Annotated in this window: 15 protein-coding genes; 6 read left to right on the top strand and 9 right to left on the bottom strand. The window is 40.9% G+C overall.

All coding sequences use genetic code 11. The annotated features are described in order from the left end of the window. Positions 1 to 21: 21 nt before the first annotated feature. From fic to C8P65_RS03695, 5 genes are all read left to right on the top strand, one after another. Positions 22 to 561, top strand: a complete 540-nt coding sequence (gene fic / locus C8P65_RS03715) for a protein adenylyltransferase Fic (protein WP_107781427.1) — start codon at positions 22 to 24, stop codon at positions 559 to 561. A gap of 45 nt (positions 562 to 606) precedes the next feature. Further along, the gene (locus tag C8P65_RS03710; protein WP_107781425.1) at positions 607 to 2334 is read left to right on the top strand and encodes a MutS-related protein; all 1728 of its coding nucleotides are present in this window, start codon (positions 607 to 609) and stop codon (positions 2332 to 2334) included. Positions 2335 to 2441: 107 nt separating this feature from the next. Beyond that, a complete protein-coding gene (gene ypfJ, locus C8P65_RS03705; protein WP_095913117.1) occupies positions 2442 to 3314 on the top strand; it encodes a KPN_02809 family neutral zinc metallopeptidase in 873 nt (290 codons plus the stop codon). Continuing rightward, positions 3292 to 3993: a lipoyl(octanoyl) transferase LipB gene (lipB, locus tag C8P65_RS03700; RefSeq protein WP_107781423.1), complete on the top strand. Its 702-nt coding sequence runs from the start codon at positions 3292 to 3294 to the stop codon at positions 3991 to 3993. Before ypfJ ends, lipB begins: the two co-directional genes overlap by 23 nt. Before the next feature lie 121 nt (positions 3994 to 4114). Then, positions 4115 to 4498, top strand: a complete 384-nt coding sequence (locus C8P65_RS03695; protein WP_342747617.1) for a branched-chain amino acid transport system II carrier protein — start codon at positions 4115 to 4117, stop codon at positions 4496 to 4498. An 87-nt stretch (positions 4499 to 4585) separates the two neighbouring features. Here C8P65_RS03695 and C8P65_RS03690 read toward each other — a convergent pair whose 3' ends face one another. Next, a complete protein-coding gene (locus tag C8P65_RS03690; protein WP_107781422.1) occupies positions 4586 to 6829 on the bottom strand; it encodes a nitric-oxide reductase large subunit in 2244 nt (747 codons plus the stop codon). Between the two features lie 227 nt (positions 6830 to 7056). Here C8P65_RS03690 and C8P65_RS03685 point away from each other — a divergent pair, with 227 nt between their 5' ends. Next, positions 7057 to 7248: a hypothetical protein gene (locus C8P65_RS03685; RefSeq protein WP_107781420.1), complete on the top strand. Its 192-nt coding sequence runs from the start codon at positions 7057 to 7059 to the stop codon at positions 7246 to 7248. 436 nt (positions 7249 to 7684) lie between these two features. On the opposite strand, the gene C8P65_RS03675 is transcribed toward C8P65_RS03685, so the two are convergent. The 8 genes from C8P65_RS03675 to C8P65_RS12150 form a co-directional block, all read right to left on the bottom strand. After that, a complete protein-coding gene (locus C8P65_RS03675) occupies positions 7685 to 8341 on the bottom strand; it encodes a formyltransferase family protein (protein ID WP_107781416.1) in 657 nt (218 codons plus the stop codon). Continuing rightward, a complete protein-coding gene (locus C8P65_RS12160; RefSeq protein WP_211305878.1) occupies positions 8325 to 8804 on the bottom strand; it encodes a GNAT family N-acetyltransferase in 480 nt (159 codons plus the stop codon). Before C8P65_RS12160 ends, C8P65_RS03675 begins: the two co-directional genes overlap by 17 nt. Before the next feature lie 2 nt (positions 8805 to 8806). Then, the gene (locus tag C8P65_RS12155) at positions 8807 to 9493 is read right to left on the bottom strand and encodes a hypothetical protein (protein WP_211305877.1); all 687 of its coding nucleotides are present in this window, start codon (positions 9491 to 9493) and stop codon (positions 8807 to 8809) included. Further along, positions 9493 to 9621, bottom strand: a complete 129-nt coding sequence (locus C8P65_RS12345) for a hypothetical protein (protein ID WP_281260395.1) — start codon at positions 9619 to 9621, stop codon at positions 9493 to 9495. The genes C8P65_RS12155 and C8P65_RS12345 overlap by 1 nt, the downstream gene beginning before the upstream one ends. Positions 9622 to 9846: 225 nt before the next feature. Then, positions 9847 to 10377: a hypothetical protein gene (locus tag C8P65_RS03665; RefSeq protein ID WP_107781414.1), complete on the bottom strand. Its 531-nt coding sequence runs from the start codon at positions 10375 to 10377 to the stop codon at positions 9847 to 9849. After that, positions 10374 to 10808, bottom strand: a complete 435-nt coding sequence (locus C8P65_RS03660) for an N-acetylmuramoyl-L-alanine amidase (protein ID WP_107781412.1) — start codon at positions 10806 to 10808, stop codon at positions 10374 to 10376. The genes C8P65_RS03665 and C8P65_RS03660 overlap by 4 nt, the downstream gene beginning before the upstream one ends. A 3-nt stretch (positions 10809 to 10811) precedes the next feature. Continuing rightward, positions 10812 to 11204, bottom strand: a complete 393-nt coding sequence (locus C8P65_RS03655) for a hypothetical protein (protein ID WP_211305876.1) — start codon at positions 11202 to 11204, stop codon at positions 10812 to 10814. Between the two features lie 12 nt (positions 11205 to 11216). Next, a complete protein-coding gene (locus C8P65_RS12150) occupies positions 11217 to 12194 on the bottom strand; it encodes a hypothetical protein (protein ID WP_211305875.1) in 978 nt (325 codons plus the stop codon). Positions 12195 to 12207: the final 13 nt, after the last annotated feature.

Here is a 12207-nt window from a genome sequence, read left to right as displayed (position 1 = left end):
CAAAATTCATAATTATTAAGAGTGGACACTAAAGATATTGACGCAAAGAGTTTGCAAAAAGCATATCATCTTTTTGAAAGCGGGGCTATTGAGCTTATAGAGGTAGATACTACCAAAGGACTATGCGATATACACCGGTATCTGTTTGATGGTTTATATGACTTTGCAGGCAAAATACGTCAGTTAAACATCAGTAAAGGCGGTTTTAGATTTGCTAATGCTATGTTTTTACACGTTATTCTGCCAGTGATAGAGCAAATGCCTGAGAATACTTTTGAAGAAATTATTGCTAAATATGTGGAAATGAACATTGCGCACCCTTTTATGGAGGGTAATGGACGCGCCACTCGCATATGGTTAGACTTAATACTAAAAAAACGACTAAACAAGGTGGTAGATTGGCAAATAATAGATAAAACAGCTTACCTACAAGCTATGGAACGCAGCCCTATCAACGATTTAGAATTACGTTTCTTATTACAACCAGCACTTACCGACAAAGTAAATGACCGAGAGGTAATTTTCAAAGGAATTGCACAATCATATTATTACGAAAGCTAACAATTTGTCGATTTGCCGATTTGCTAATTTGCTAATTTAATTACTATGTACAAAGAAAAATTAGAGACCGCTACACAATTATATAAGCAGTACCACCAACAGTACAACGCTATTGCTTTTGCAAGACTGATAGACTTATTATTTGCAATAGTTGTTGGCTACAAGGCTATAAACGAAAGTTCGTGGTTATGGGGCTTTTTAGCAGCAGTGATGATAGTGCTTTTCTTTTTACTCATTGGCAAACACAAACAAATAGCCGTAAAAAGACGCATTGCTAAGGCAAAAATAGCCATCAATGAGCGCGAAATAGCCTTCATAGAACAAGGTATCTACCCTGCTGACAATGGCAAAGATTTTGAACCTGCCCAGCACCCTTACGCCTACGACTTAGATGTATTGGGTGAGAAATCATTGTACCACTACCTTAACCGTACCCATACTTACTTAGGGCGCAAACGCTTGGCTCAGAGACTATTGTATCCGGACACTACTGCTATACTCACCCACCAAGAGGCAATTAAAGCCCTAACCCCTCAATTAGCTTGGCGACAAACTTTTATGGCTCACGCGGAGCAAATAGACGACAGTCCTTCTTTTTACGACCGATTGCAACAATGGGCTGCAACTCCTACCCCACCAATGGGCAAATTTATGCGTGTTTTTACGGTCATTTCACCTATAGTCTTCACTCTTTCGGCAATCATAGGCTACATATACGACTACGAAGTACTAAAAAGTATCGCTAAACTACTACTCACTATAAATTTATCGGTATTTTTCTTCTACATCAGCAAAATAAACAAAGAAAAACTCGGTTTTGAGCGCACTTATGCGATGCTTTATGCTTTCAAATCGTGTATATCTTTAATAGAAGAGCGTTTCCCTGAGAAAAACCTGCAAGCTAGCAGACCTATAGCACAACTTTCGCGCTTATTAGACGATTTAGATAGCGTAAGTAACATATTGGTATCTATTCCGCTCAACGCTTTCAGCTTCTACCACCTACATCGTTATAGCGCTTTACAAACGTGGAAAGCTACCTACGGCAAAGAGGTATTGCCATGGCTTGAAACCGTAGCTGACACCGAAGTGCTGTGTAGTTTTGCTAATTTTGCTTACAACCATCCTCACTTTGTATATCCTACCCTAAATGAAGCATATCGGATAACTTTTGAAGAGGTAGGACACCCTCTTATAGTAGAAAAAGAGCGCATAACCAACGATATAGTGTTAGATGAAGCGCATTTTGTACTCCTAACTGGCTCGAACATGTCGGGTAAGAGTACTTTCCTACGTACATTGGGTATAAATATGCTACTTACACAGCTTGGATTACCCGTTTGTGCTAAAAAAGCTGATGTACACCCACTGCCACTATTAGTATCAATGCGGTTATCAGACTCACTAAGTGATGGTAAGTCGTATTTCTTTGCTGAGATAAACCGTATAGAGCAAATTATGGCAGTTCTAAAACGCGAACGCTGTATGGTATTATTAGATGAGATACTACGCGGTACTAACTCTGAAGACAAGCAGTACGGTACTATAAAAATTATTGAGCGACTGCTGTCATTACAAGCTATAGGTATTGTTGCCACTCACGATATTGAGGTATGTCGCCTGAGCGAACAGTACCCCGACCGCTTAGTAAACAAATGCTTTGAGTCAGACATCAGCCAAGGAGTATTACACTTCGACTATAAACTACGCGAAGGTATCTGCCAAAACAGAAATGCTACGTTCTTAATGCGCGAAAGAGGAATCATTGCATAACGAGAGGTAAAACGCTTAAATTTTGCTAATTCGCAATAGTTTTATATCTTTGCAAAACATTGACCACTAACTATTAATAATTTATTCACTAAAAATCATTATTTTCTATGAAATGGGAAGGAAGAAGACAGAGTAGCAATGTAGACGACCGACGCGGTATTAGCGGTAAGGGAGGTCTGTTGGCAGGCGGTGGTATCGTGGGTATCATCGTAGTTTTATTGCAGCTTTTTGGCGGCGAAACAGGGCAACAGGTAGCTTCAGTGGTCAATCAGGTAGCTGGTGGCAACCAAACTCAGCAAACAGAACGCGTAGAGCTAACTGCTGAGCAGAAGAAAATCGGCGAATTTACTGCTACTGTGCTTGCTGATACTGAAGATGTATGGGAAAAAGTCTTTGCCGAAAACAGACTCGGAACATATGAAAAGCCGACCTTAGTACTCTTTACTGCTAGCGTAAATACAGGTTGTGGGCAAGCCTCATCGTCTGTAGGGCCTTTTTACTGTCCCGCAGACCATAAGTTATATATGGATATGGATTTCTTTGAGGAGCTAAAAACGCGCTTTGGAGCCAAAGGAGGAGACTTTGCTATTGCCTATGTAATGGCTCACGAGGTAGGACACCATATACAGACACTTTTGGGCACTTCGCAACAAGTTAGACGACAACAGCAAGGGCTTAGCCAAGCGGCTGCTAACAAATGGTCGGTAGCCCAAGAGCTACAAGCTGACTTCTACGCAGGAGTGTGGGCACACCATAACCAGAAGTATTTAGATGTAGATGATATTGATGAGGCACTAAGTGCTGCCAATGCGGTTGGCGATGACGCTATTCAGAAACGTATGCAAGGGCACGTAGTACCCGATTCATTCACTCACGGTACTTCTGAGCAACGCAAATACTGGTTTACTAAAGGATATAAAACTGGTGATATTAACGAAGGTAATATCAAAACTATCTATGAACAAACAAATAATCGTTAAGGATTTAGGTCATAAAGACTATAAAGAAACGTGGGACTACCAAGAAAGTCTCTTTGAAGAAATAGTTGAGCTGAAACGCAAGAATAGGGCTGAAAACACTAACCTCCCTACTCCTAACTACTTTCTTTTTGTAGAGCATCCACACGTATATACGCTTGGCAAAAGCGGTCATATAGAGAATTTACTAATTGATGAGGCTGCTTTAGCTAAAAAAGGGGCTTCTTTTTATAAGATAAACCGCGGAGGCGATATTACTTATCACGGTCCTGGACAGATAGTAGGCTATCCTATCATAGACCTTGAAAACTTCTTCACTGATATTCACAAGTATTTGCGCTCGCTAGAAGAGGTAATCATCAGAACCTTAGCCGACTATGGCATCAAAGGGGAGCGCAGCGAAGGAGAGACAGGTGTATGGCTAGATGTAGGTACGCCTTTTGCTCGCAAAATATGTGCAATGGGGGTACGCGCCTCGCGGTGGGTAACAATGCACGGATTTGCGCTGAATGTCAATACTGATTTAGGCTATTTTGATAACATTATCCCTTGTGGGATACGGGGTAAAGCCGTAACCTCACTCAATGTAGAGTTATCAAAAGAAAAGGTAGATACTGAAGAAGTAAAGACACTTATACTAAAGCATTTCGAAGAGATTTTTGGAGTTACCATAAAGAAATAAGCACAAAAAAGCTGTCAGTAAGAATATTGACAGCCTTTTTTGTATCTATAGCAACAAAAGAAAAATAAAAAAACATTTGTTTTATAAAAAGAAAGTTGTATCTTTGTAGCATTCTAACCTAATAAATCTACTTAGTTATGGACAAAAAGAAATTCATTACATTGGAGTACTGTACTTTGGCATCACGCTTCTGCTTTCTATCAGAAGTGTAGATGAAATCATACATTACGCTGGTTATCTGTTAGACTTTTCGTACCCTATCACCATCGCGCTCACTCTGTTTGTGCTTTTCTTTGGCAAGCGGGTGCAGAGCAACGCTCCTTATATAGTAGGGGTAACGCTTACAGCTGTATTATCAGCTCTCTTCATCATAGGTGATTTGCTACATATAGATTGGATTAACAATTTCAAAACATTGCTACCTTTAGCTAACTACCGAATAGAGTGGTTTTTACCCGCTTTTCTATCGTTTGGAATAACGGCAGTATTAGTTAAAAATAAATAATAAAAAGGGCTGTCCGGCAAGAAGATTTGTATGGACAGCCCTTTTCAGAATTAATTAGCTATATGGGTATTTTTAACCTATGATAAATTATCGTTTTTCTCTAAGAGACCAACCGGTTTTCAGACCGATAATGAAATATACCAATAGCAATTCGCCTATAGCTAAAAGCGTATCGCCAGGTACACGCAACCAACGAATAATCTGCATTGTGTCGGTATGCATAAATTCTTCAGAACGCGCTGACCAATAGCCATTTTGGATAGCTTCTACCGCTTGTAAAATTCCTATAGGCAATAGACTGCCTACTAACATTACAAACAGCCCTATATTGATAAGCCAAAATGACCAACCTAGAATCTTGTAGTTCCAATGACGGTCGGCATACAATCCGCGCAATACAAAGAGAATCAAACCGATACCAAGGATACCATATACCCCAAACAAGGCAGCGTGACCGTGAACGGCAGTGGTATTGAGCCCTTGAATATAGTATAAAGCAATAGGTGGATTGATAGCAAAACCAAAGATACCTGCCCCTAGGAAGTTCCAGAAGCACATAGCTATAAAGCAGTAAATAGGCCATTTATAAGCTTTAATCCACTCGGTAGTTTTAGACAATTGGTAGTTGTGGTATGCCTCGTAACCGATGAGTACCAAAGGCACGATTTCGAGCGCACTAAAGGTAGCCCCTAATGCCAATACCCCTGTAGGTGTAGCACTGAAGTATAGGTGGTGGAAAGTACCCAATATACCTCCTGCCAAGAATACAATAGTAGAGAAAAGTACGGCTGTACTTGCTACTTTGATGCGCAACAAGCCCAAACGAGAGAACAAGAAGGCTGCCACTACGGTAGCAAATACCTCGAAGAAACCTTCTACCCAAAGATGCACTACCCACCAACGCCAGTATTCAGCTATTGCCATATGCGTTTGGCGACCATACATTAGTCCCGCACCGTAGAAAGCTGCAATTGCTACTGATGAAAGTACGAACAACAACAATAAGTGGCGGCTTTCGTCTTTGCGTTTGAGAGCAGGAATTAAAGCTCTAACTATTAGGAACAACCATAAGAACAAACCTACAAGCAATAGGATTTGCCAGAAACGACCAAGCTCGATATACTCATAACCTTGGTGACCAAAGTAGAAGTTTTCTACTAAGCCTAATTTTTGCATTACTCCCATCCACTGACCGGCTAATGAGCCTAATACTACAATAAGTAAAGCCACGAAGAGTACATTCACCCCAAGACGTTGGTATTTAGGTTCGTAGCCAGATACAGCAGGTGCTATATACAAACCTGTAGCCAGCCAAGAGGTAGCAATCCAGAAAATAGCCAACTGTACGTGCCAGCTACGAGAAATAGCCTGTGGCAATACTACATCGAGAGGAATGCCAAAGAAGCCGCCTCCTTCTACACCATAGTGAGCTGTAATAACCCCAGAAATCATTTGTACAATGATAAGCAATGAGACAATCCAGATGTATTTGAGGGTTGCTTTCATTGAAGGGGTAGGCTTCATATTGCGCAAAGGATCTTCAGTAGGGAAAGTCTCGCTGGTTTCCTCTTCTTTGTTGCGAGCGTGGTAATACACAAGCAGCCCCACACCAAAGAGAAGCATTAGCACGCTGAAGCCAGACCACATCTGCAAAGAAGTAGAAGGGTGGTTACCAATGAGCGGGTCGTAAGGCCAGTTATTGGTATAAGTAACATCGTCATTAGGGCGATTGGTGCTGCACACCCAAGACGTCCAAGTAAAGAAAGCGTTCATCTGTGCCATACGGGCAGGGTCTTTTATCGCATTCTTAGGGATGGCGTAATGGGTACGCGTTTGCTCGAGTGCAGGGTCATCCATAAAGAGTTTGCTATAATAGTTAGCTAACTCTTTAGCTACTTGTGCGCGCTCGGGCGAGAAAGTGATAACCCCCGTTTGCTGATTGAAAGTATTGGCACGAAGCTCTTTGCGCAACTGTACCTGATACTTAGCTTGCTCTTCTTCGGGCAGGTCTTTATAGACCTTGCCGTCTTTTTGAGCATACAAATCTAATAAGAGCATAGACTCGCGGTGGAGGTAATCGGCGTTCCAGTCGGGAGCGATGTAGGCTCCGTGTCCCCAGATACTTCCTACGGTCTGACCGCCCATAGATTGCCAAGCGTTCTGACCGTCTTTGATGTCTTGCCCTTCATAGAGCGTTTCCCCATCGGTAGTTACGATTTTTTCGGGGAAAGGAGGTGCCGTACGATATATTTCTACACCGAAAAAAATCAGCACCAAAAAAGAGGCTGCCACTGTAGCCCCTAACCAAATCCACAATTTTTTTGCTGTCATAATAAAATTGTTTAGTGTTTTTAATTTCGGGTGCAAAGATATAAAAGATATTTTTATCTTCTATAAAAAAGGGAGAATTTTTTTTTATTTTTCTATGAAGCCATTAGTATTCGCTCTGGTAGAGAAGGTTTATTCTTCGCTTAGCCTTCGCTCATCCTTCGCTTATCTTATACTCATCTTACACAGTTTTATATCCTAAAATAGATTTACGCTAAAATAGAAAAAATATGACAAAAAGGCGGACAGTGATAGTTCGGTACAGTGATTGCTGTAAGAGAACTATTAGAGAAAAAAGGCTTAAAAAAGGTTTAACTCCTGAACAAGCTAATAAGTTCTTACAAGAAGAATTGATTCCTGATTTAAAGGAAAAAATTATCAAAGCAAAAGACTCAGGAATGAACTTAAATGAATATTTTTAAAAATATAAACAAAAAAAATAGGTATTAAGTAATGTATTTTAATTTAGGAACATCAGAAAACCTATATACCATAGGTTCTTATCCACAAATTTCACAAACTGAGAATAACATTTTTAACTCTCCTTTTTCTACACAAAGAATTAATTATGGGAACATTCCTAATGAAATTCCTTATTTAGAGTTAGAGTTTTATAAGAATGCTAAAATTACAGATATGTTGAGCAGTACAACACCTTATTTTGGTCTAATTATTAATGTAAAGTTAAAAAATCTTTTAGAACAGTTTAATATCCCTAAATATATAATCCGCAAAACGAAATGTACCAAAAATTAAAACGAAATGTACATTTTTTGAGCGGTGGTTGAGCGGGACAAAAGTAATAAAAAACACGGATATGCGGTATAGCTATCCGTGTTTTTTTTATGTACTATGCCTTTATAACCTATCGGGTAACATTAATAGATCGGGTTTGTAAATGTCTTTTACTTCAGTACTTGGTTCAAAGGTGTCTACATCTTGGCGTTGGGGTATTTTGGTGTATATGCCATTGGCTACTTCGGTGAGGGCTTTGTCCATTAGGCGTATGCCCATTGGTAGTAGTTCTTTCTGCCATAGTTCCTTTGCAGCTTCTTTGGGTGGTTTGGCGTATAGCTTGGGTGGTATCCAACACCAGTCTTGGCATAGTATATCGCCTCTATCTATACCCGCATTGAGCCAATAAACGCTCCCACCAGCTACTATATCACGCATTCGGATTGCCCACTCAATAGCTGAGCGTCCTCGATGTCGGGGTAAAAGGCTGGGGTGATAACCTATCCACCCTAAGCGAGTTTTGTAGCGGGTTCGCTTGCCTATATAGTCGAATGAATGAACGGTTATGCCTAAATCTACCCCAGTGGGCATAGTGTCGTAGGTAAGCATCCCCGCAGGTAATATAGGTATGTTGTGTAGCTTAGCCAAACGCCCGATATACTTATCGTCTAAGGGGCAACATACGCCTACTACTTCATAGCCTTTGGCAAGGCATAGGGATAGAATTTCCTGCCCAAAATACTTTTGTCCGCTGATAAATACTTTAAACTTTTGCTTCATTTTTATTATCTTCTATTGTTTTTTCTGTGATTTGCCCTAAGTATTTAAAGCCTTGTACGGCTCTGAAATGACCTCCGTAGCCTGCTACCATTACCTTTTCACCTTGAATAGGTTTGCAGGTTTTTATCATTGAGGCTCGGCTTCGGGCTTTGTTATCTCCGTGCAATTTAGCGGAGGTTTGTTCCCATTTATTAGAATGGCGAAGGTAGTTGCACAGTTGGGGGTGTGAGGTATGAAAAAAAGTGTGTAGTTTGCGATTACAACGCCCGTTGCCCTCCAAATGGTACTGCATTACAAAGTTGAGAAATTGGGTACCTACGCCCGCTCCTTGCCATTCGGGCATTACTACTAATCGGGTAGCACGGTAGGCATTGGCTGTGAATAGTGGAGCGACAGCAACGTGGCAAACAAGTTCACCATTGACTGTACCGACAAAGTATTCAGCACAAGGAGGATGTGGCAAATCTAAATAGTAATGCTCTTTAAAATAACGCCAGTAACTTCCGTTTGCCTTCCAAACTTGGAGTTCAATAGGAGGTCGTTTTTGGACTTTTTTTTTACTTCTGATACTCTCGTATCATATACCCAATCGGGTTGCAGCCATTCGATTATATCATAATGACAGGATAACAGAATGATTTGTCGATTAGGCACGCGTCTCCACGCTTTGGCAAATGCCGAAGCCCCTATTTTGGCGATTTGGCGGTCGATTACAGAGGTAAATTCGTCTACTATTACCTTGTTGGGGGCATCACAAATGAGGCGCGCTAAACCCGCACGAAACTGCTCGCCATTACTGAGGACTTTGAATGGGCGCAACCAAGCGGGTACATCGCCGAGCCCTACAGCTGAAAGAGCAGAGGTTACTTCGTTCATTGACTTATCGGGGGCAATATCCTCAATAATGGGTAGGCTCGGGTTCCATCCTTCGGTGAGGTTGGTTATACCGCTATCCCATATTTGTTTGCCTATAGAAGTTTTGCCGCTTCCTGAGGGGCCTACGATAAGCCCTATTTGCCAATCTTTGTCTTCTATGGGTAGGTTGGCGGTGTGTTCCCATGTGTGCCCATTTTCGGCATTGAAAAGGGACTTTACTTTTTCGGCGCGAAAGGTTTTGAAGTTTTCGCTGGTGTGTTTGATTTTGATTTCCATTATACGCTTACTACTTTAAGGTTAGTAAACCCCATTTTTTGGAGTTTCTCGAATAGTTCTTTTTGTTCTTGTTCGCTACTTACTTTGATGATGATAGCGTGCTGTTCTTTGTACTTGAATTTTGCCATTTGTTATTTTGTTTTTGTAATTCAGAAAATAGTTGTACTTTTGCAACTCTCACCTCATAAAACATAAAAGCCCACTGGTACAGAAGACATATTGTCCTCCGTAGCCAGTGGGCGTGTTTTTAAATGGGGTGAGAGCCTTTAAAAAGCGGAGGACATTTTTTTTACCGCTTGTCCTCCTATTTTAGCAGTGCTTTAAAAGCGTTTTAAAAGCTGTTTAATTTGTTATTAAATCTTCCACCGAAACGGCTTAAACTTCCAAATGATAAATACTAAAACTGCAATAAGCAATAGCCAAAGGATGTGCCTTACGGGGTTTTTGTTTACTTCTTTGCTTACTTGCTTATGTTGGGTATATTTGTGCTTTTGTGCTTCGGTTTTTGTCTGTATCTTCGTATTATATAAAAGGGCACTGTCAGCCTGCTGGTAGCTCTTAGAATGGGTGTTTGTAGCTTTAATCTTTACCTTTCCGTTGAGTACTCTTATAACTTCATTATCACCGTCACGAATGCGGGTGTAGATGAGTTCACGGGGGTTGCCTATACTATCGGTAAGGCTTTCTAATTCAAGCTCAAAGGATGAGTCTGACAGGTCGGACAAGTCCGTTTTGCGACCCTTATAGGCAAAGAGCTGTGAACTATCCTTATAATGAATGAAGTGCTCTTTCTGTACTTGCTTTTGCTCGTGGCTTTCTACCTTGCGGGTACGACAACCTACCAAGGAAAGGAACGCCAATAATAATAGGGCTAATTTTCTCATTTGCTAATTGATTTATATTCGTCTTTGGCATTAAAACACGGACAAGCTTTAGCTACACCAGGGAAGTCTCTATGACCTAAGATTTCAGCTTGTGGGTACAAAGCCTTTAACTCTTTTAGGAGCTTTTTTAAGGCTTCTTTTTGGGCTGGCGTACGGGTGTCTTTGGGTTGGAGGGTGTTTTTGTCGATACCTCCAATGTAGCAAATGCCGATGCTGTCCTTGTTGTGGTTGGTTACGTGGGCAGGTATCTTGTTCACGTCTCTACCCTCTTCCACCGTGCCGTCGAGGCGTACGATGTAGTTATAACCTATCTCATTAAAGCCGCGTTGGCGGTGCCAAAGGTCGATGTCTTGGGCGGTGTGCTCTCTGCCCTCTGGTGTAGCGGAGCAGTGAACGACAAGGTAGTGAATGTTGCGGGTACTTTTTTTCATTGCTTATAGTATTAAAGTGAATAATAAGACAAGAGCTATAGCTATAGCCAATGGGTTTACCCATACTACCCAACGGGCGTTGTATTGTGTAGGTGTATTGCTATTATCCCCTAAGAGTTGCTGGTACTGCCAGCATTGGGTGCTATCCATTAAGGGTATATCAGCTTTGGTAAGAGGTGAAAAGTGAAAATACCCAAAGCCAAAGAAACAAGCTACAGCTAACAAAGGCAATACCACGTAAAGCCAGCTATAAAGCTCGGCACAAACAATAAGTCCTCCGATAAGAATTAAGGGTAAGATGATGTTAGCGGAGCGGGTAAAACTTCTTGTTTTACCTGCAAATGGCACTATATAACTGAGTGCAAATAATTTGATGATGTGTTTTCTGATTTCCATAGTTTTTAGTCATTAAGGTTGCTGAATTATATATCCCGCATTCATCAATGTATTTTCAATTGCCTCAATCTTTCTATTAATCTCTTCTGCGTTGAAATCGCCTAAACTGTTTAACTTAGAGGACAAATCTTTACCATTGACTAATAGCTTATTAGCTCTAATACTTAATTCTTCGGCATAAATATCCATTTTTTTTCCTGCGTGAGAATACTCTTCAGAACTTTGTTGTAGATTCTTAGCTCTAATAGATGTAGTTTCAGAGTTGATATCTACGGTTTCCTCACTCACAATAAGGTATTCCCCTCTCTGTCCATTAGCTCCTGTTATATTAACACCTCCTCTATTTCTAATATTTACTAAACTCTCTGCAAATATCTCTACACATTCCCCATCAAAGCGAACCCCCTTATTTGTTTTGTTTGGGAGGTTATAAAAGTAAATAGCTTCCTTGATGCTTGACCAAAGGCTATCTTTTTTATCTACCTTCCCTATAAGCAACTGCTCCAAGTTCTTATTGTTCTTCACTTGGGCAGCGATTTCCTGCAAGGTATCAAAGTCCGTGTCATCTACACTTAAGGTAGTTTCTACTTGTTGCATTTTGGTTTGCAAGCCATCAATAGCCTCTTTCAGTTGTTGCCCTGTGCCATCATACCCCCCTTTTGGCAATAAGCCCGATACATCAGTAGGCTGCAACTCTTCTAACTTCTGCTTGTGCTCGTTGGTGAAGTCGTTCGCCGACAAGCCTTTGCCCTCCTCCTTATCTACTTTTTTGTCGAATAGATTGCGGTGGGCATTGCTGTCCTCTAAATGGTTGAGCAGCTGCTTTGCCGATGCGGTGTTCTCAATGGCTTTGCTAAGTCCATCGATGCTGCTCATAGGAATTTGCTCGCTTTTGTGCCAATAGCTGTCAATCCAAGCAGCGAAATGTTCTTGTGCGGGTTTCATAAAGTTAGAAAACCACTTTTTTAATGTCTTTTTTTGTGTTATCATATTGTTTAGTTTT

The sequence above is a fragment of the Capnocytophaga leadbetteri genome (assembly GCF_003054025.1).
Lineage (GTDB): Bacteria > Bacteroidota > Bacteroidia > Flavobacteriales > Flavobacteriaceae > Capnocytophaga > Capnocytophaga leadbetteri.
Note: the sequence above shows the minus strand (reverse complement) of the source record. Positions and strands in the feature narration are given on the sequence as shown.

Bases quoted from the DNA above. Each gene is read 5' to 3' on its own strand.
- C8P65_RS03710 (WP_107781425.1), top strand. From the start codon at position 607: ATGTACAAAGAAAAATTAGAGACCGCTACACAATTATATAAGCAGTAC.
- ypfJ (WP_095913117.1), top strand. From the start codon at position 2,442: ATGAAATGGGAAGGAAGAAGACAGAGTAGCAATGTAGACGACCGACGC.
- lipB (WP_107781423.1), top strand. From the start codon at position 3,292: ATGAACAAACAAATAATCGTTAAGGATTTAGGTCATAAAGACTATAAA.
- C8P65_RS03690 (WP_107781422.1), bottom strand. From the start codon at position 6,829: ATGACAGCAAAAAAATTGTGGATTTGGTTAGGGGCTACAGTGGCAGCC.
- C8P65_RS03685 (WP_107781420.1), top strand. From the start codon at position 7,057: ATGACAAAAAGGCGGACAGTGATAGTTCGGTACAGTGATTGCTGTAAG.
- C8P65_RS03675 (WP_107781416.1), bottom strand. From the start codon at position 8,341: ATGAAGCAAAAGTTTAAAGTATTTATCAGCGGACAAAAGTATTTTGGG.
- C8P65_RS12155 (WP_211305877.1), bottom strand. From the start codon at position 9,493: ATGGAAATCAAAATCAAACACACCAGCGAAAACTTCAAAACCTTTCGC.
- C8P65_RS12345 (WP_281260395.1), bottom strand. From the start codon at position 9,621: ATGGCAAAATTCAAGTACAAAGAACAGCACGCTATCATCATCAAAGTA.
- C8P65_RS03665 (WP_107781414.1), bottom strand. From the start codon at position 10,377: ATGAGAAAATTAGCCCTATTATTATTGGCGTTCCTTTCCTTGGTAGGT.
- C8P65_RS03660 (WP_107781412.1), bottom strand. From the start codon at position 10,808: ATGAAAAAAAGTACCCGCAACATTCACTACCTTGTCGTTCACTGCTCC.
- C8P65_RS03655 (WP_211305876.1), bottom strand. From the start codon at position 11,204: ATGGAAATCAGAAAACACATCATCAAATTATTTGCACTCAGTTATATA.
- C8P65_RS12150 (WP_211305875.1), bottom strand. From the start codon at position 12,194: ATGATAACACAAAAAAAGACATTAAAAAAGTGGTTTTCTAACTTTATG.